This is a genomic window from Pseudaeromonas sp. HNCC25DJ182, assembly GCF_055413365.1.
Window position 1 is genome coordinate 92,106 of record NZ_JBVAYG010000015.1, and the last position, 17,781, is coordinate 109,886.

A 17,781-nucleotide genomic window follows, 5' to 3' on the forward strand; every position below is an offset into this window, starting at 1 on the left:
CCGAGCGTTATTGATGATGTAGAGTAATTAATGGATGTGGCTCACCATCACCATAGGATAAAGCGCAGGAAGGAACAAAGAGGAATGTCGGAACTGTGAGCCGAGGAACACAACAGCGAATGCACAACCAAGTTACATTTTCGCAACAAAACAAAGGGGGCTCGAAAGCCCCCTATCACTGCAGTATGACTTCTGCTCATTCATGGGGAGCAAATGCCAAGGCGCGCCGTTCTAGCCAGCGAAATATTAATGTGAGGCTACCATTCATAGTCAGATAGATGGCACCAGCAACCCCGAAAACCCCTAAGGTGTCATAGGTTTGAGCATTCAAGCGCTGCGCGATACCCATCATATCCATGATGGTGATGGTACTGGCTAATGAACTGCCTTTGAGGACCAGAATAACCTCATTGGAATAGCCAGGAACCGCCCGCCGCATGGCATGACGCAATTTGATATTCAAGGTTTGTCCTTTGGTCATACCTAAGGCCTTGCAGGCCAGCACTTCGCCATAAGGGACTGCATCCAGCGCCCCCTTGAACAAACGGGTCGAATAAGCGGCCGTATTTAATCCCAAAGCCAAAATGGCGCAGAACCAGGGCTCTTTCAGCAACTCCCACCAGTAGCTTTGCTTTACCCACTCAAATTGCGCTGGACCGTAATAGATGAGGAATATCTGTACCAGCAGCGGTGTTCCAGTAAATACCACCAGAAATAGTTCGACCAACTGCCGGGCAACCGGGATCCGCCGATCCAGCAGCCAGGTGAAAACCAAAGCCAAGATGCCACCCAGCAACAGGCTCATCACTGTCAGCTCCAGCGTAGTCGCCAGTCCGGAGAGTAACTCGGAGAGATAGGCCATGTTAACCACCATACCGGAAGCTGCGTTGACGCAGGTGTTCAAGGATGCGCCCACTGATCAGCGTGATCAGTAGATAGATGCCCGCCGCCACGGCATACCAGGTAAAGGGCCCATGTTCACTACTCGGGCTAGCGACCGCTAATTGCGACTGGCGCATCAGATCATTTACCCCAATGAGCGACACTAACGCCGTATCCTTGAGCAGCACTAACCATTGATTTCCCAAGCCTGGCAGGGCATGACGCCACGCTTGCGGTAGCACGATGCGCCTAAAAATATGACCGGCAGATAACCCCAACGCTTGTGCGGCCTGGCGCTGTCCCTTGGGCACGGCTTTCAGTGCAGCGCGCAGCGTCTGGGTGGCATACGAGGCAAACAACAGCGCCAGAGCCAGGACACCGCACCAGAACGGGCTCATCTCCACATAATCCCACGGCGCATGGCATCCGCTTTGCCCTGGTAGCCAAGTCGCACAGGCCAGATTGATGCCATCCGCCAACAACAACAGCAACTGTGAAGAGCCGAAGTAGATAAAAAGCACCACCAGGATCTCAGGCAGGCCGCGGATTAAGGTCGTCAGGGTTGCTGCTGGCCAGCGCAGCCAAACATGCCGGGATAACTCAGCAGCGCTCAGCAGCAGTGCCAGCAGCAAGCCACCAACCAATGACACGATAGCCAGCCCCAAGGTCATCAGGGCGGCATCCAGCAACAGGCTGATCATTATTTGGCAAAATACTTATCGTAGAGTTTTTGATAAGTGCCATTGGCCTTGATACCGGCGAGCCCCTGGTTCAGGCTGTCCAGCAAAGCTTTATTACCCTTGTTGACGGCAATGGCAAACCCGGCGCCGAAATACTTGGCATCAGACACAGGCTTGCCCACCATTTGATAACCGGCATGGCTTTTCAACCACTCGGCCGCTACGGCCGTATCGGCAAACACCGCATCCACACGGCCACTGGTCAAATCCATCAGCGCATTCTGGTAGCTGGCATAAGGCACGGCTTTCACATCCTTATCCTTCAGCTGCTCCAGCAGATAAGATTGATGCGAAGTGCCATTTTGCACACCGACATTTTTCGCGGCCAATTGAGCCACATCGGTAAACTTACCTTCTGCCGCCACAAAGACGGCAGAGTTTTCATAGTAAATATTGGAAAAATCGACCTGTTTAGCCCGCTCTTCGGTGACATCCATAGCAGCGATGGCAGCATCAAAGCGACGGAATTTCAAACTGGGGATCAAGCTATCAAAAGCCTGATTACTGAAAGTGCAACTCAGCTTGGCTTCGGCACAGACCGCTTGTGCCAGTTCGATGTCAAACCCGGCGAATTCATTTTTGTCGGTCATAAATTCAAACGGAGGATAAGTCGCCTCGGTGGCAAACTTGACTTCAGCGGCCATGGCATGGGCACAGAGCAATGACACGGCAGCAATAGCGGTGAATAGCTTCTTCATGATTTACCTTCCTGGATGGTTCTAGTGTTGTAAGAATTCAGCAAAACGGACCGTCTGAGGTTCAGCGAAACGCTGCGCACTCCCCATTTCCACAATTTGTCCCTGCTCGAGATAGATCACCTGCGTCGCCACTCGGCGCGCAAACTCCACTTCATGAGTCACCACCACCTGAGTGATGCCGGTATCACCCAGTTTGCGAATGATATCGGCCACTTCCTTGGTGATCTCTGGATCCAGCGCCGCCGTCGGCTCGTCAAACAGCAGGATCGCCGGATCCATCATCAGGGCTCGAGCGATAGCCACCCGTTGTTGCTGCCCGCCGGAAAGACTGGCAGGCCAGACATGACGCTTTTCGGATAGTTTTAACTGGTTGAGCAGGTAACCGGCTTTATCCTGCGCCTCTTTCTTGTTCATACCCAAGACTTTCAGCGGCGCTTCCAGCAGATTCTGCTCGACGCTTAGGTGAGGCCAGAGATGATATTGCTGGAATACCATGCCAACCTTGCTGCGCAGAATCTGAGTGCGCTTGGCATAATCGGCTTGCGCGGCAACAGCCGGAAACTCAAACCGCTCACCGGCGATCAATAACTCGCCCTCATCGGGCGTATCCAGCAGGTTCATCAGGCGCAGCAAGGAACTCTTGCCTGCCCCGCTGGGGCCCAGCAGCACCAGAGTCTCGCCAGCGGCGCAGCGAAACGAAACTTGCCGCAGGATCTGCTGCTGATGCCAAGATTTTGAGATTCCTTTGAGCTCTATACCCATGATGAGTGACGGCCTTTTATCCATACTTTGCGCCGATTCTAGTCACAGGGGGAGTCAATGCAAGAATTTTGTGCATCCTTATGCAGAATTATCGGCTAATTCTTGAAAATATTGGCATATGGATGCAAAATTAGAGCTCGTCCATACAACATATTAGTTGGCTATGAAGCCCGGTGAAAAACAGGAACAACTGATCAAGGCTTTCAAAGCCTTATTGAGAGAAGAACGTTTTGGCTCGCAGGCTGAGATCGTCACCGCGCTGCACGAAATGGGCTACGAAAATATCAACCAATCCAAGGTCTCACGGATGCTGAGTCGCTTTGGCGCTGTGCGTACCCGCAATGCCAAGATGGAGATGGTCTACTGTCTGCCAGTCGAGTTGGGCGTCCCAACTATCAATAGCCCGCTGAAGAATCTGGTACTGGACGTTGACCATAACGGCTTCTTGCTGGTGATCCATACCAGTCCAGGCGCGGCCCAGCTGATCGCGCGCTTGCTGGACTCCTTGGGCAAAGCCGAAGGGATCCTCGGCACTATCGCTGGCGATGATACGATTTTCATCACCCCGACCGCCGAGACCGACATGGATGAACTCTATGATTCGGTGCTCGAGCTGTTCGAACATGCGGGTTAAAGATCTGACGGGTCAAAAAAACCGGCGCTAGCGCCGGTTTTTTTATTGTGCAGCAACCTGTTTAGCGGAGATCCATCAGGCCGCCCTGACGCAGATAGCCTTGTGACGGAGCGAAAAAAGCAGCGCCTGTCACTGCGCGGGTAAACCGCAACAAATGGTCAAAATGCCCAGCCCCATCGCCAATCATCATGCTGCGCAGCATGTCGGTGAAGTGCTCCGGGGTGTGACAGCAACTGATGAAGTACAACCCTTGCTCTTCCAGTGAGCCCCAAGGCATCGACTGGCGCAGTATCTCTTTACTCCTGCCTGCGCTGTTCTTGAGATTCACACGCTTGATATGACTGGTCAGTGGCTTATCCACCGAAGCATATTCGATGTTGTCCTGCTTGGTGCGGCCTATGATATCTTCCTGTTCCTTCAAGGCCAATCGCTGCCACTGGGCCATGTTGTGTACGAAGCGCTGCACATGCAAATAACTGCCGCCCGCAAAGGGGCCTTCAGCCACCTGCGCCACTTCGGCTCTGTGCTCACCCTGTGGATTTTCAGTGCCGTCGACAAACCCGGTCAGATCCCGAGAATCCAAAAACCGGAAACCATGCCGTTCTTCTCGTAAGAGCACTTTGCCTGCCAACCGAGCCATCAACCGCTGACCCGCAAGATGCAAGATATCGACGCGCTCGGCGCGAAGCTGAAAAAACAGATCAAACGGTGTCCCGGGAGCCACTCGCTCGCCCTGTTCCAGCGTCGGGAAAGGAGTCAATAGCGGCGGTCGCTGGGTATACAACCGATCCCAAGCCTCGCTCCCCACACCGACTAATCCGCTGAAATCCGCCTCGGGATAGCTAGTCGCCAGCTCTTCACACAGCTCGGGGAAATGCGCCAGCGCCAGCCGGATTTCAGACTCCGCACCAGCCTGAATATCAAACATCAGATAATAAGCATGGGAATTGGGCTCGGCACAGAGACCTGTTTGTGGCTGGAACATGAACATTCTCCTTCGAAAGACAAGGCGTTCACTATAAGCCATTTGTCACGCTAGCAGCTAGCGCACTACAGACGGGAATGAAGCTGAGGCCACTCAGTCCGCGAGAAGAGCACAGGAGCATGGGGACGCAGCGACAGAGACACGCCACACTCAGGCTCGGTCAACCATTCATGGTGCCAAGCCTCGTAGTGTTCTCCCTGCCAGTCGATAAGACAGCGGACATGACTGCCAAGAAACTGCTGCTCTAACACAGCTCCCTGACCACCCGGGGTCACCGCCAATAATTGTGGTCGCACAAAAAGCAAGGGGTCAGGACAAGCGGCGGGATCACACTCTACCCGGATCTCTCCGAGCGCACTGGCCAGATGCCCCGCAGCAAGCCAGTCGCAACGGACCAGATTCCCCCGCCCCAAAAACTCGGCGACATAGGGGCTAGCCGGTTGATGGTAGAGTTGTTTCGGGGTACCGATTTGCGCCACACGTCCATTTTCCAGTAAAGCCAGCCGGTCGGCAAATGCAAACGCCTCCTCCTTACTGTGGGTGACAAAGACTGCTGCCATGTTCAAGCTTTTGAGCAAGGCGCGGAGCTCGCGGATCAAACTCCAACGGACCTGGGCATCAATATTCGAGAAGGGCTCGTCCAGTAGCAGAAGTTGTGGACGACAGACTAAGGCCCGAGCAATCGCCACTCTCTGTTGTTGCCCCCCCGACAATTCATGGGGATAGCGTTGAGCCAGCGACGTCAGTGCCACCAGACTCAGCATCTCCTGAATTCGTTGTCGCTGCTGCTCCCCGGAGAGTCGTAACGGACGGAGCGCAAACGCCAGATTCTGCGCCACGGTTAGATGAGGAAACAGCGCATAGTCCTGGAAAATAAATCCTGTCTCCCGCAGCTCGGCCGGTACACTCACGCCCGCCCCCTCCACTTGGCGCCCTCGCAGCCAGATGGTCCCCTGCGAGATCGGCATCAAGCCTGCTATCGCCCGCAGCAACGTGGTCTTGCCTCCTCCGCTGGCGCCGAGCAGACAGAGGATCTCGTTATCCGCCACAGTTAGCGAAACCCCAGACAACACGGCTTGCTGCTGATGCTGACAATGCAGCTCCTCAATTCGCAAAGCACTCATGACTTCCGCTCCCCAAGGTAGTGATTCATAAACAACAAGGGTAAAAGACCAACAGCCACGATCAGCAGCGCAGGGAAGGCGCCTTCGGCCAACTGCTCCGCCTTTACATATTGATAGACCAGCGTGGCTAGCGTCTCGTAGTTGAACGGACGCAACATCAAAGCGGCAGGCAACTCCTTCATGGCTTCAATAAAGATGAGCAAAGCCCCGGTCAAAATGCCTCGACGCAGTAACGGCAGATGGACTCGCCACAGCAGGCTGTTTGCGCCATGCCCCAACGCACGGCTGGCCATATCCAGCGACGGCGGAATGCGGCCGTAACTACTCTCGATAGCCCCCAGCGCCATGGCAATAAAACGCACCACATACGCCGCGATCAGCGCAAACAGCGAGCCCGTCAAAATCAGCCCTGGCTCAGGCTGCCCTAACCCGGCCAGCAAAGCGTTAAGACCAAAGTCTGTCGCGGTCAAAGGGATCAAGATCCCGATGGCCAAAACAGTACCGGGCATGGCGTAGCCCAATCCAGCCCATTGGCGTGGCCAAACCAACTTCAGGTTCAGGCGTTGGCTAAACAGGATCAGCAGTGCCATGACTGAGGCGACCAGCGCGGCCCACCCCGCGACCTGCAAGCTATTGAAGCTGGCATCCCACAGACCGGCAGGCCACTCCCCGCCCCAGACTTGCCAGGCGTAATACATCAGGACACCGCAGGGGAGCAAAAAACCCAGCACAATCAGCGTCAGCAAATAAGTCACGGCCAGCGCACGCACAACCGGCCGCAACACCAAAGCCTCCGTCGGCTGCAGCAGGCTCTGTCGTTGATAACGCTGCTGCCGACCTCGACTCACTCGCTCCATCAGCAGGATCAACCCTACCAACGCCAGTAATCCCAAAGAGATCTGAGCTGCAGCCCCCAGCTCGCCGTAACCCAGCCATACATCATTGACGGCTGTCGTCAGGGTTGGCACGGCAAAATAGGAGACAGTACCAAAGTCAGCCAGCGTCTCCATCGCCACGAGGGAGAGCCCTACGGCAATGGCAGGACGTACCAGGGGAAGTTCCAGATGCCACCAGCGACGCCAGTGGCCATAGCCCTGCATGCGGGCACTCTCGAGCAGCTGCGGCGCCAACTCGCCAAATCCGGCGCGTGACAACAGATATACATAAGGGTAGAGCACCAGAGACAAGACCCCGATGGCCCCCCCCAAGGAGCGGATAGGTGGAAAGTAGTAATCCCCGGGCTCTTGCCAGCCAAACAGATTGCGCAAGCTCTGCTGCACCCAGCCTGCATAATCGAGTAGATCGGTATAGACATAGGCAACCAGATAGCCCGGCATGGCCAGTGGCAATACCAAGGCCCAATTCAACCAACGCCGTCCCGGTACCTGGCAGCGGGCCATCAACCAACCCGCTGGCGCCCCCAGCAGTAAGCAGACCAAGACAGTGCCACACACCAGTGCCCCGGAGTTCAGCAGATAAGTCGGCAATACGGTGGCCCAGAGATGAGCCAGCAGCTCCAGAGGCGACAACCCGGCCTCGATCAACAAAGCCAACAACGGGAAACAGAGCAGCAGAGCAATGCCTCTGCTGCTCGCCATCCAGATAGCCGCCTTCATATGGCGTTTTCGCCGGTTGAAAAGGTGAGATTAGAGATCGAATTTCACCTCATCCAACAACTTCATCGCCTGGGTTCTGTGCTTGGCGATCGCAATAAGAGGCAAATCATCCGCACGGTATTGCCCCCAGGAAGCCACTAACGGCGACAGGGCCACCCCTGACTTGACCGGATACTCTTTGTTCAGCTCGGCGTAGAGCTGCTGCGCCTGATCCCCGACCAAGTACTCCATCAGACGTTGAGCCGCCTTTGGGTGCTTGGCATACTTGGTCATGACCACGCCACTGACATTAACGTGCGCGCCTCGGTCAGCCTGATTAGGGAAGTTGAGATAGACAGCCTCAGCCCAACTCTTCTGATTGGCATCCTCCAGCATGTTGCCGTAGTAATAACTGTTGCCGAGAGAAAGGTCGCAGACCCCCTCCTTGATCGCTTTTACCTGATCCCGATCGTTCCCCTGAGGCTTGCGTGCCAGATTCGCCTTAACCCCCTCTAACCACTGACGGGTCTTGGCTTCACCCTGGTGAGCCAGCATGGAAGCAACCAGCGCCACATTGTACTGATGCTTGCCACTCCGGGTGCAGATGCGTCCCTTGTACTTGGTATCCGCCAAGTCTTCGTAGCGAATGGTGCTCAACTGCCCCAAACGCTCTTTGCTGCTGTAAATGCCACGGACTCGCGTGGTAAGGGCAAACCACTTGCCTTCTGGATCCCGATACTGAGCCGGAATTGCTTGCTCCAAAGACGGGCTACGAACAGGTTGCACCAGATCCGCATCAACCAGCTCCATCAGACGGCTAATATCCACCGTCAAAACCAGATCGGCGGGCGTTAACCGCCCTTCGCGCTTCAATCGTTCGGCAAGTCCATCTTCGGCGTAAACCAGATTGACCTTGATACCGCTTTGCTCAGTAAATTGCCGCACGATAGGTTCAATCAAATGCGCCTGACGCGCCGAATAGACATTGACCTCTTCAGCCGCCTGCGCCTGAAAAACCAACAATAGAGATAAACTGACCAGATGCCGCCAACCCATAAACCCACCATCCCTTGACGTAAATCAAAAAAATTCACGCTGATGATAGTCATTCGCATTTATTGCTTCAATAGAAATAAAAAAAGACCCCTAAGGGTCTCAAGTACAGCTCAATACATCATGAAATGGCGGGTGCCCTCCGAACGAAGTCAACACCCGAGACCGCTAGATGGCTTCGTCGTCGACTTCACCGGTACGGATACGTACCACATGGGCCAGGTCATACACGAAGATTTTGCCATCACCGATCTTGCCGGTATATGCCGCCTTGCAGATTGCCTCGATGATACTCTCGACATTCTCGCTCACACTGGCAATTTCCAGTTTCACTTTTGGCAGAAAATCAACTTGATACTCGGCACCACGATAAAGTTCGGTGTGGCCCTTTTGACGACCAAAACCTTTCACTTCGGACACTGTCATACCGTCAACGCCCAGAGCCGCTACCGCCTCACGCACGTCATCCAGCTTAAATGGTTTAATAATTGCACTGATAAGCTTCATACCTTGTCTCCCACTCCCTGGTTGATATTGGGTTTAACAAACTAATTCAATGTCTATGCCACAATAATAAAACCCATATTATTCATATAGATAAATATAAAAAATCAAATTAACCAGCCATCTTCCATTACAATTGGTGCAGCTCAGTTCGGGATGTCACTGAACAGGGCGCCAATTTGGTGCAGCACAAAAATCACCCCGCACGACAGCTCAGCTTAGGACTCCGATTGGACAAAATCCTGCCACGCCAATAACAAGCGTTGAAAATCCTCCAGCCCACAGCCCGACATCTGTTCATCATCGTAATAGGCCATATCCGGCTCCAACTCATCGCCAAATTCAAATTGCACCACATTGGCCGAGATTTCGGCTTCTCCATCCCCCAATTGCAAGGTATACCCGGCGCTATGCAAGGTCAGCATCTCGACCTCACCCTGCTGGACTCGTTCAACATCTCGTAAAATATCAGCCAATAGAGTCAGATTCGAGGCGATCGCATCATTCAACCAATGACCAAACGCCTCGTGTCCCATGGCCAATTTGACACGCAAACGCCCATCCGCCTGTTTGATAAATTCATAATCCATCTTAACCCCCTCAGCCTGCTCTTCTCATTCTAGCGCCAGAAGGGCATATCATAAAAAAACGGGGCGCATCATGCGCCCCGTTCCTGCCACTCAGCATCCATCACGCCGGAACTTGCAGAATGACCTGGTCGGCCTTCGCGGTGTAACTGGCAATCTGGTTAAAGTTCAGGTAGCGATAAACATCACTCGCCAGGGTATCCAATTCACGAGCATACCCCTGATATTCCTCGACACTCGGGATCCGACCCAAGATGGCCGCCACGGCCGCCAGCTCCGCGGATGCCAGATAGACATTCGCCCCCTGCCCCAATCGGTTCGGGAAGTTGCGAGTCGACGTAGAAACCACAGTGGCACCATCAGCGACACGCGCCTGGTTGCCCATACAGAGTGAACATCCCGGGATTTCAATTCGCGCGCCCACACGACCGAAGATACCGTAATAGCCTTCCTCGGTCAGTTGATCTTTGTCCATCTTGGTCGGCGGCGCGATCCATAAACGAGTCGTCAACTGGCCTTTGAACTGGTTCAACAGCTTACCGGCCGCCCGGAAATGCCCGATATTGGTCATGCAGGAACCAATAAACACCTCATCGATAGTGTCACCGGCCACGCTGGACAGCAAACGGGCATCATCTGGATCATTCGGCGCACAGAGGATCGGCTCCTTGATGGTATCCAGATCAATCTCGATTACCGCGGCATATTCCGCATCGGCATCCGCCTGCATCAGCTCCGGCTTGGCCAACCAGGCCTCCATCGCATTGATCCGACGGCTGATGGTGCGAACATCCCCATATCCCTCCGCCAGCATCCATTTGAGCATGACAATGTTGGAGTTGAGGTATTCGGCAATCGGCGCCTCGTCCAGTTTGATGGTACAACCAGCTGCGGAACGTTCTGCGCTGGCATCTGCCAATTCAAACGCTTGCTCGACCTTCAGCTCCGGCAAGCCTTCAATTTCGAGGATCCGGCCGGAAAAAATATTCTTTTTCCCGGCCTTCTCGACGGTGAGAAGCCCCATCTGGATAGCCTGATAGGGAATGGCATGCACCAGATCCCGCAGCGTAATCCCCGGTTGCATGGTCCCCTTGAAACGCACCAACACCGACTCCGGCATATCCAGCGGCATCACACCGGTTGCGGCGGCAAAAGCAACCAGACCCGATCCCGCAGGGAAGGAGACGCCAATCGGGAAACGAGTGTGCGAATCACCGCCGGTACCCACGGTATCCGGCAACAACATACGGTTGAGCCAGCTGTGGATCACGCCATCCCCTGGACGCAGGGCTACACCACCGCGATTCATGATGAAATCGGGCAAAGTATGGTGGGTTTGCACATCCACCGGCTTTGGATAAGCCGCGGTGTGACAGAAGGACTGCATCACCAGATCGGCAGAGAAACCTAGGCAGGCCAAATCCTTGAGCTCATCACGGGTCATGGGCCCGGTGGTGTCTTGTGACCCGACCGTAGTCATCTTCGGCTCGCAGTAGGTGCCAGGGCGAATACCATCGACACCGCAGGCCTTGCCGACCATTTTCTGAGCCAAGGTATAGCCCTTGCCAGAATCCGCTACCGGTTGTGGTCGCTTAAATACGTCAGAAAACGGCAGGCCTAACATGTCCCGAGCCTTGTCGGTCAAACCACGTCCCACTATAAGTGGGATACGGCCACCTGCGCGCACTTCATCCAGCAAGACCTCGGTCTTCAGCTCGAATGTAGCCAGCACCTCATCACTACCATGCAAGGTCACTTTACCTTCATAGGTATAGATGTCGATCACATCGCCGGTCTTCATCTTGCTGACATCCAGCTCGATGGGCAGCGCCCCCGCATCTTCCATGGTGTTAAAGAAAATCGGTGCTATCTTGCCACCCAGCACGAAGCCACCGGCACGCTTGTTCGGTACATGGGGAATATCATCGCCCATGAACCACAGCACCGAGTTAGTGGCCGACTTGCGCGAGGAGCCTGTCCCCACAACGTCGCCAACGTATACCAAGGGGAATCCCTTGGCCTTCAGCGCGTCGAGCGTCTGGATTGGGCCAACGACCCCTTCCTGATCGGCAGTAATCCCGGGACGACTGTTTTTCAACATGGCTAAGGCGTGGAGAGGGATATCGGGTCTCGACCAGGCGTCTTGTGCTGGCGACAGATCATCGGTGTTGGTTTCGCCGCTGACCTTGAATACCGTGAGGGTGATTTTGTCTGCCAGCTTGGGACGAGACAAAAACCATTCGGCATTTGCCCAGGACTCCATCACTTGTCTGGCATAGCTATTCCCGGCTTCCAGCTTATGTTGCACATCGTGGAAAGAATCAAACAGCAATAAGGTATGGGATAAGGCCTTGGTCGCAATCGGCGCCAAGTTGGCATCATCCAGTAGATCAATCAGCGGCTGAATGTTGTAACCGCCCTGCATAGTACCCAGCAGCTCAACGGCAGCTTGGGCGCTCAGTATCGGCGAAATCGCCTCACCTTTGGCAACTGCCGCCAGAAAGCCTGCCTTGACGTAGGCAGCCTCGTCCACGCCAGGTGGAATGCGATTCGCCAGTAAATCCAGTAACAGGGATTCCTCTCCTGCCGGGGGATTTTTTACCAGCTCGACCAGAGCAGCAACCTGCTCGGCATTCAGGGGCTTGGGTGCAATGCCTTGGGCGGCACGCTCGGCAACATGTTGGCGATAGCTCTCTAGCACGATGAATTCCTCATATCTATTCAAGTTGTCAGCCACTGACACCTCCGCCAGAGCGGTGGACATCGCAAGCAATGACAATCATCCATGAAACGGCCTGTCAGGCCCGGTAACGTGGCTCTAACTATATAGATTTGCAGGTTTAATGAAAAATATAACCGCTATAAACCCGCTGAATATCTAAGGCTTATAAACCGAAGGTATTCCCAAACATCAGGTAAAAGGAGTCATCATCACTATCCGTTTGACCATATGCCAGATAAACAGGGCCTAAAAAGGTATCTGAACCGATGTAGATACTGCCAGCGGATCGCATGTCATCCCAATTGATCTCGGACTTTTCATTCCAGACATTACCCCGCTCTACGGAAAATCCCAGATAAACCGGCGACTTGAAGGAGCCAAAATGATTATCCAGCAATCGATAGCTGTAAATAAAAGCACCAAACAGTTTATAGCGACCATTCAGCTGATAGCGCTGAAAGCCAGAGAGGTTGAAGAGTCCGCCCAAATCCTGCAGGTACATGGGTTGCAACTCGTTGACGGCAGAACCACCTCCCGATAGACGAAAGTTCAGGTTTTGGCGCTCCGACAGGGTAAATGGATGCAAATAATCCACATCCGAGACTAAACCCCACCTGCGCAGCGTTGCCGCCGAATCCCCATCCTGACTATGCACATAGTCCAATTGTCCGGCTAGATAATGACCGCGAGTTGGAAAAAAGCGGCTATCCAGCGTGTCATAACTGTAGCGCGCATAAGGTCCCCAACTATAGACCTTGGTCTCTGCCGCCACGCCTTGCACATCCAGCGTGGAGCGGGCCCCACGCATGCCCAGCGCGAATTGATGCCAGGGTTGCGGATTCCAGCCCACCTCGGTGTCGAGTCCCCAGGTTCCATTTTCCATATTCACGAAATTTGAAGAGCCGAGATCGTCATCACGCCACAACGCTCTGGCTTGATTCATATAGATGGCACGGGTTTGATTGTCATAACCGCCGCCGAACTGCCAGTAGTACTGCTGGCGGGTGTCAAATGGTGTATAGAATTCGCTACGTAGATGTTTCCAGCTACCCAGACTCATTTCATTGCGCCACTCCCCACCTAATTGATTGATATTGGTCAGGGTATAGGCCACGCCATACGAGTAGTTGGAACGTGAGCTAAAGTCGTCCTCAAAGGCAAAATTAAAATCCAGATAATTTGGGCCCCAACTTTTTTCGCTGGCATTCACCACCAAGACATTCTGTCCCTGCTCCTCATCGATCTCGTAGGTTACTCGCTCGAACGTTCCCAGTGCGTTGATCCGTTCAATACCGGCTTCCAGATTTTCGCTGGTCTGGATCATACCGGTTTCCACCTGCAGCATGCCCTTGATCACCTCATCACTGAGACGGGAGTTGTTATGGATGACGATCCGATCCAGATAGTATGCAGGCTGGCCACCAAGCTGAGCACGGCGATCCAGTTTGGCCTGTCGATATTCTTCATACTCCTCTTCGGTAACGGACAAGGCGCGCAAGCGAGGGCGCATCCCTTCAGCGGAGGATTCCCCGCGCTGGACAATCTCGGTCATCAAACTGAAATCCGAGACGGAGAACTGGCTGACTTCCGGTGTTAATAGCACGTCTTGTTCACGTAGCAACGAGAGCTGATGTTCTGTACCGGAACGAGTGAGATAGGTGGTCAATTGATCCAGCAAACCAAATGCTGAATTTAACTGATCTTTCGCCTTTAATTTATCGGAAATATCTACGGCGATGATGACCTGAGCGCCCATCTTAATCGCAATATCCACCGGTAAATTATTAACAATGCCACCATCTGCCAGCAGCTGATGATCAATTTCGATCGGCTTCAAAGCCCCCGGGATCGACATGGATGCCTGCATGACTGCGGCCAGATTTCCATGATCCAGAACTACGGGCGTCACCGTTTCCAGATTGGTCGCGATCGCTCGATAAGGGATCGGTAACTCATTGAAACTGCGTAACGCCGGCAGGTTCGAGGTTGCATCCCGTAACAGTGAGGCCATGCCCTGTCCTTGATACATACCCTCAGGCAATTTAACCTGACCATCACTGAGGCCTATGTTGGTTTGCAATTGAAAGTCATCGGCCTGCGCCTTTTTTCGCAACGAGAGATCCTGGCGCGTGACTTTATCTTTATAACCTTTGCTCCAATCCAGCGAGAGTGTTTTGGTGGTCACCTCATCCGCCGAATACCCCATGGCATACATACCGGCGACATAAGCACCCATACTGGTCCCCAGAACGATGTCGACCGGGATCCGCATCTCCTCAAGAACCTTCAATACCCCCAGATGAGCAGCACCTTTGGCGCCTCCACCACTCAGGACCAGTGCAATCCGGGGGCGCTCGCTGCCTTTGGGAACGGCGGCTTGTAGTTGGGGGGCGCATAAAAGCAGCGCGCAAACGTATGCTATTCCGAAAAAGCAGAACAGTCTTTGCCTTGCCATTTTATCGGCCGCTACACTCACGATATTCTCACCTAAGCCATTGAGGGACCTATGCTAACGAGATTGACCATCAAACAAAAGATCCTGCTCGGAGTTTGTCTCTCCGTCCTGATTTCTGCTCTCGCCGTCGGAGGTCTCAATCTGACATTACTCGGCGGTATCATGGAAAAACGCCTGATTGAGCAGGAGCTGCCAACCCTGTTACAGAGCATCCGCAAGGACGTAGAAAAAGATCTCGATACCATGGCCAATGCCTCGCGTCAGCTGGCCAACGATCCACAAATTACCACCTGGTTCAACGGGGATCGTCCCAAAGAACTAGAGCCTCTGATGATTGAAAAACTGCAACAACTGCGTCAGCAGTATGATCTGGTTGATGCCTCGATTGTGGATCGCAAGAGTGCGGCTTATTACAACCAGAATGGCTTTTTACGGCTGCTGACACCGGAGCAAGATGGCTGGTTCTATAGCTATAACCAGACCGCCGAAGCGTACATGCTCAGCATCTTTCGTGAACAAAACGGCGAGGTGAAGTTATTCGTCAATTACAAGCAACTGGATGGCCGGGTCGCCTCGGGATTATCAAAATCCCTCGATAGCATGATCGCCCAGTTGGCCAGCAAACGCCTGGAACAAACCGGGTTCGTCTTCATGGCCGATGGCAACGGCATGATCAAATTGCATCCAGACACCAGTCTGATTGACCAGCGGACACTGACAGATCTGTTCGGAACAGGCGGACAGGATTTACTAAGCAAACAATCCTTTACCATGGCAAAGGCGACGCTGGACGGCCGCGCCATGTTTATCGCCAGTAGTTATATCCCCGCGCTGAATTGGTACCTCATAGCCCAGGTGCCGGAATCTGAACTCTATGCCCAGCTCCACCAGGCTCAATACTTCACCATTTTACTGGTCCTTGGAACTCTGCTCGTCATGGGCATATTCGCCCTGTGGCTGGCAGGCGGTATCAGCCGCCCGATCCAGCAATTGGCAGAGCTGTTTGAAAAACTAGGCTCTGGTGACGGCGACCTGACACAGCGTCTGGATACCAGCCGACACGATGAATTAGCGCGCGTCGCCCGCGGCTTCAATAACTTCATCGGCAAGATCCATGGCTCTCTGGTCCAAGTTGCTCACAATTCGCACCAACTAGCCACATCAGCCAACGAACTGGCGCATAAAGCCGAAGAGACCTTCCGTAATAGCCAGACGCAGAAAGACAGTACCACTCAAGTCGCAACGGCCATCAACGAAATGGGCGCAACCGTATCCGAGATTGCCAATAATGCCGCTATTGCAGCCGACGTCGCTAATGAAGCGAACTCCGAATCCGCAACCGGACAAGCGGTCGTCGCCAGCACCCGCCAAGCCGTTTCCTCACTAGCTGAGGAGATTGCGGAAGCCGGCACTGTGATTGGCACCTTGGCTGAACATACCCAGAGTATCGGCTCGATTCTGGAGGTTATCCGTAGTATCTCGGAGCAAACCAACTTACTGGCCTTGAACGCGGCCATTGAAGCGGCTCGAGCCGGAGAACAAGGCCGAGGATTTGCGGTCGTTGCAGATGAAGTTCGAACCCTGGCTCGCCGTTCAGCCGAGGCGACGGAAGAAATTCAAAAGAAAATCAATCGACTGCAAGGCGAGTCAGGTCGTGCAGTGCTGGCCATGGAAAATGGTCAGATCCGCGCTCATCAGGTTGTCAGCGAAGCCAGCGCCGCCGAGCAAGCTCTGAGCCGGATCGCCAAACATATCGAGCAAATTAACGATATGAACATCCACATCGCAACCGCTACCGAGGAGCAATCCAGTGTGGTCGGCGAAATCAACCGTAATGTCGATGATATCAATAATTTGACCCAGGAAAGTGCCACCATTGCGGAAGAGTTAACCCATACCAGTCGAACACTGAGAGAGCTCTCTACGCAACTGGATACCTTACTCAGTGAGTTCCGCCTCTAGATTCAAGAACCGCGAGGAATAATGACCAGGCCAGCAAATAGCTGGCCTGTTTTTTAGAGCAAGGAGTAACACCAGAATAGGCTCATCAAAAGAGGTTGATGCAGCATATAAATGAGTAGGCTGTGACGCCCGAGCACTGCTACCGGTCGGCATATTTGGGGGATAGCAAGATGGTATTCTTGGCCAGGGAGACATCGCAAGCAATGGCCTACTACCATGCCAAACAACACAACCCCGAACCAGGGTAACAGAGGAACATAATCTTCGGTTTGTGGTTTGTGAGCGGCCATTCCCAACCAATTCAGTGTGCGAGGATCCAGAGCCTCAGCTCCAGGTAACCAGACCGCTGCAAGGCAAAGCAGAGCGAGCAATAGCCAGACACTCCATCTATCCAGCGATTTCAGCCGTAGCAAGATCTTGCCCAGAAGACTTGCCAGAACAACGAAATGTAAAATACCAAAATAGATGAACCGGTCCGCAAACATCACCCAGCTGACCGCGGAGATAAGCCCAGCACAACACGCAACTCGAATGAGTCGTCGCCAGAAGTGTGCCGCTGGATTATCGGCCGCCAAGACCAGACTCACTCCCATGATCAACAGGAACAATCCGACAATTCCATTGCGCCAAGCCATCCAGCGCCAGTCGCTCAATAATTGAAAATCTGCAAGCTGCCAGTACACGAGATCAAAACAAAAGTGAAAGGCGATCATCATCAAGATCGCAAAGCCACGAGCGGCGTCTAACCAAGGCCAACGATGAAAGGTCTGCTCCGTCATAAATGCTCCAATTCAAACCAACCAGCTTCAGATTGCCCTAGCACCCGACCCGAAGCCATAACCCCAAGTGCGTCACCGTGGAGCTCATATCACATCAGGATCTGTTGCGGAAAAAACATAAACAAAAAGCCCCGCTGATTACAGCGGGGCTCTTAAATGGGTATTTGACAGTGTCCTACTCTCGCATGGCGAATGCCACACTACCATCGGCGCTACAACGTTTCACTTCTGTGTTCGGCATGGATACAGGTGGTTCCATTGCGCTATGACCGTCAAATAAATCTTTCTAAATCTAAAAC

At 53.6% G+C, this 17,781-nt stretch carries 15 protein-coding genes and 1 rRNA gene; 2 read left to right on the plus strand and 14 right to left on the minus strand.

What is annotated here, in order from left to right; translation table 11 throughout:
• Nucleotides 1-196 precede the first annotated feature (196 nt).
• From artM to ACZYUB_RS12810, 4 genes are read right to left on the minus strand one after another with little or no spacing between them, the layout of a single operon-like run.
• Nucleotides 197-862 (minus strand): arginine ABC transporter permease ArtM, encoded by a 666-nt coding sequence (gene artM / locus ACZYUB_RS12795; protein ID WP_463948428.1) that lies wholly within the window; start codon nt 860-862, stop codon nt 197-199.
• A 1-nt stretch (nt 863) separates the two neighbouring features.
• The gene (gene artQ, locus ACZYUB_RS12800) at nt 864-1,583 is read right to left on the minus strand and encodes an arginine ABC transporter permease ArtQ (protein WP_463948429.1); all 720 of its coding nucleotides are present in this window, start codon (nt 1,581-1,583) and stop codon (nt 864-866) included.
• Complete coding sequence (locus ACZYUB_RS12805; RefSeq protein WP_463948431.1) at nt 1,583-2,320, minus strand: transporter substrate-binding domain-containing protein; 738 nt, start codon at nt 2,318-2,320, stop codon at nt 1,583-1,585. Before ACZYUB_RS12805 ends, artQ begins: the two co-directional genes overlap by 1 nt.
• 21 nt (nt 2,321-2,341) lie before the next feature.
• The gene (locus ACZYUB_RS12810; protein WP_463948453.1) at nt 2,342-3,082 is read right to left on the minus strand and encodes an ATP-binding cassette domain-containing protein; all 741 of its coding nucleotides are present in this window, start codon (nt 3,080-3,082) and stop codon (nt 2,342-2,344) included.
• Between the two features lie 163 nt (nt 3,083-3,245).
• Between ACZYUB_RS12810 and argR the strand changes: the two genes are divergently transcribed.
• Nucleotides 3,246-3,716 (plus strand): transcriptional regulator ArgR, encoded by a 471-nt coding sequence (gene argR / locus ACZYUB_RS12815; protein ID WP_460881378.1) that lies wholly within the window; start codon nt 3,246-3,248, stop codon nt 3,714-3,716.
• A 61-nt stretch (nt 3,717-3,777) separates the two neighbouring features.
• On the opposite strand, the gene ACZYUB_RS12820 is transcribed toward argR, so the two are convergent.
• The 8 genes from ACZYUB_RS12820 to ACZYUB_RS12855 all read right to left on the minus strand — a co-directional run bounded on the left by ACZYUB_RS12820 (nt 3,778) and on the right by ACZYUB_RS12855 (nt 14,741).
• Entirely contained in the window at nt 3,778-4,701 is a 924-nt protein-coding gene (locus ACZYUB_RS12820) for a Dyp-type peroxidase (protein WP_463948433.1), read from the minus strand.
• Nucleotides 4,702-4,766: 65 nt separating this feature from the next.
• Nucleotides 4,767-5,825, minus strand: a complete 1,059-nt coding sequence (locus tag ACZYUB_RS12825) for an ABC transporter ATP-binding protein (RefSeq protein WP_463948435.1) — start codon at nt 5,823-5,825, stop codon at nt 4,767-4,769.
• The gene (locus ACZYUB_RS12830; RefSeq protein ID WP_463948437.1) at nt 5,822-7,441 is read right to left on the minus strand and encodes an ABC transporter permease; all 1,620 of its coding nucleotides are present in this window, start codon (nt 7,439-7,441) and stop codon (nt 5,822-5,824) included. Before ACZYUB_RS12830 ends, ACZYUB_RS12825 begins: the two co-directional genes overlap by 4 nt.
• Before the next feature lie 30 nt (nt 7,442-7,471).
• On the minus strand, nt 7,472-8,476 hold the full coding sequence (locus tag ACZYUB_RS12835; protein ID WP_463948438.1) for a Fe(3+) ABC transporter substrate-binding protein: 1,005 nt from the start codon (nt 8,474-8,476) through the stop codon (nt 7,472-7,474).
• Nucleotides 8,477-8,641: 165 nt separating this feature from the next.
• Nucleotides 8,642-8,980, minus strand: a complete 339-nt coding sequence (locus ACZYUB_RS12840; RefSeq protein WP_460881383.1) for a P-II family nitrogen regulator — start codon at nt 8,978-8,980, stop codon at nt 8,642-8,644.
• A gap of 215 nt (nt 8,981-9,195) precedes the next feature.
• The gene (locus tag ACZYUB_RS12845; RefSeq protein ID WP_463948440.1) at nt 9,196-9,567 is read right to left on the minus strand and encodes a YacL family protein; all 372 of its coding nucleotides are present in this window, start codon (nt 9,565-9,567) and stop codon (nt 9,196-9,198) included.
• A gap of 100 nt (nt 9,568-9,667) precedes the next feature.
• Entirely contained in the window at nt 9,668-12,265 is a 2,598-nt protein-coding gene (acnB, locus tag ACZYUB_RS12850; protein ID WP_463948442.1) for a bifunctional aconitate hydratase 2/2-methylisocitrate dehydratase, read from the minus strand.
• 184 nt (nt 12,266-12,449) lie between these two features.
• Nucleotides 12,450-14,741, minus strand: a complete 2,292-nt coding sequence (locus tag ACZYUB_RS12855; protein ID WP_463948444.1) for a patatin-like phospholipase family protein — start codon at nt 14,739-14,741, stop codon at nt 12,450-12,452.
• A gap of 51 nt (nt 14,742-14,792) precedes the next feature.
• On the opposite strand from ACZYUB_RS12855, the gene ACZYUB_RS12860 reads away from it, so the two are divergent.
• On the plus strand, nt 14,793-16,703 hold the full coding sequence (locus ACZYUB_RS12860; RefSeq protein WP_463948445.1) for a methyl-accepting chemotaxis protein: 1,911 nt from the start codon (nt 14,793-14,795) through the stop codon (nt 16,701-16,703).
• A gap of 53 nt (nt 16,704-16,756) precedes the next feature.
• Here ACZYUB_RS12860 and ACZYUB_RS12865 read toward each other — a convergent pair whose 3' ends face one another.
• Together ACZYUB_RS12865 and rrf are read right to left on the minus strand one after the other, a co-directional pair.
• A complete protein-coding gene (locus ACZYUB_RS12865; protein ID WP_463948447.1) occupies nt 16,757-17,482 on the minus strand; it encodes a heparan-alpha-glucosaminide N-acetyltransferase in 726 nt (241 codons plus the stop codon).
• A gap of 162 nt (nt 17,483-17,644) precedes the next feature.
• A 5S ribosomal RNA gene (gene rrf, locus ACZYUB_RS12870) occupies nt 17,645-17,759 on the minus strand.
• Nucleotides 17,760-17,781 lie beyond the last annotated feature (22 nt).

Excerpts from the sequence above, each read along its gene's own strand:
- ACZYUB_RS12835 (WP_463948438.1), bottom strand. The coding sequence starts at position 8,476 with ATGGGTTGGCGGCATCTGGTCAGTTTATCTCTATTGTTGGTTTTTCAG.
- ACZYUB_RS12845 (WP_463948440.1), bottom strand. The coding sequence starts at position 9,567 with ATGGATTATGAATTTATCAAACAGGCGGATGGGCGTTTGCGTGTCAAA.
- ACZYUB_RS12860 (WP_463948445.1), top strand. The coding sequence starts at position 14,793 with ATGCTAACGAGATTGACCATCAAACAAAAGATCCTGCTCGGAGTTTGT.
- artM (WP_463948428.1), bottom strand. The coding sequence starts at position 862 with ATGGCCTATCTCTCCGAGTTACTCTCCGGACTGGCGACTACGCTGGAG.
- ACZYUB_RS12825 (WP_463948435.1), bottom strand. The coding sequence starts at position 5,825 with ATGAGTGCTTTGCGAATTGAGGAGCTGCATTGTCAGCATCAGCAGCAA.
- ACZYUB_RS12855 (WP_463948444.1), bottom strand. The coding sequence starts at position 14,741 with ATGGCAAGGCAAAGACTGTTCTGCTTTTTCGGAATAGCATACGTTTGC.
- artQ (WP_463948429.1), bottom strand. The coding sequence starts at position 1,583 with ATGATCAGCCTGTTGCTGGATGCCGCCCTGATGACCTTGGGGCTGGCT.
- ACZYUB_RS12805 (WP_463948431.1), bottom strand. The coding sequence starts at position 2,320 with ATGAAGAAGCTATTCACCGCTATTGCTGCCGTGTCATTGCTCTGTGCC.
- ACZYUB_RS12865 (WP_463948447.1), bottom strand. The coding sequence starts at position 17,482 with ATGACGGAGCAGACCTTTCATCGTTGGCCTTGGTTAGACGCCGCTCGT.
- ACZYUB_RS12820 (WP_463948433.1), bottom strand. The coding sequence starts at position 4,701 with ATGTTCCAGCCACAAACAGGTCTCTGTGCCGAGCCCAATTCCCATGCT.
- ACZYUB_RS12840 (WP_460881383.1), bottom strand. The coding sequence starts at position 8,980 with ATGAAGCTTATCAGTGCAATTATTAAACCATTTAAGCTGGATGACGTG.
- ACZYUB_RS12830 (WP_463948437.1), bottom strand. The coding sequence starts at position 7,441 with ATGAAGGCGGCTATCTGGATGGCGAGCAGCAGAGGCATTGCTCTGCTG.
- argR (WP_460881378.1), top strand. The coding sequence starts at position 3,246 with ATGAAGCCCGGTGAAAAACAGGAACAACTGATCAAGGCTTTCAAAGCC.
- ACZYUB_RS12810 (WP_463948453.1), bottom strand. The coding sequence starts at position 3,082 with ATGGGTATAGAGCTCAAAGGAATCTCAAAATCTTGGCATCAGCAGCAG.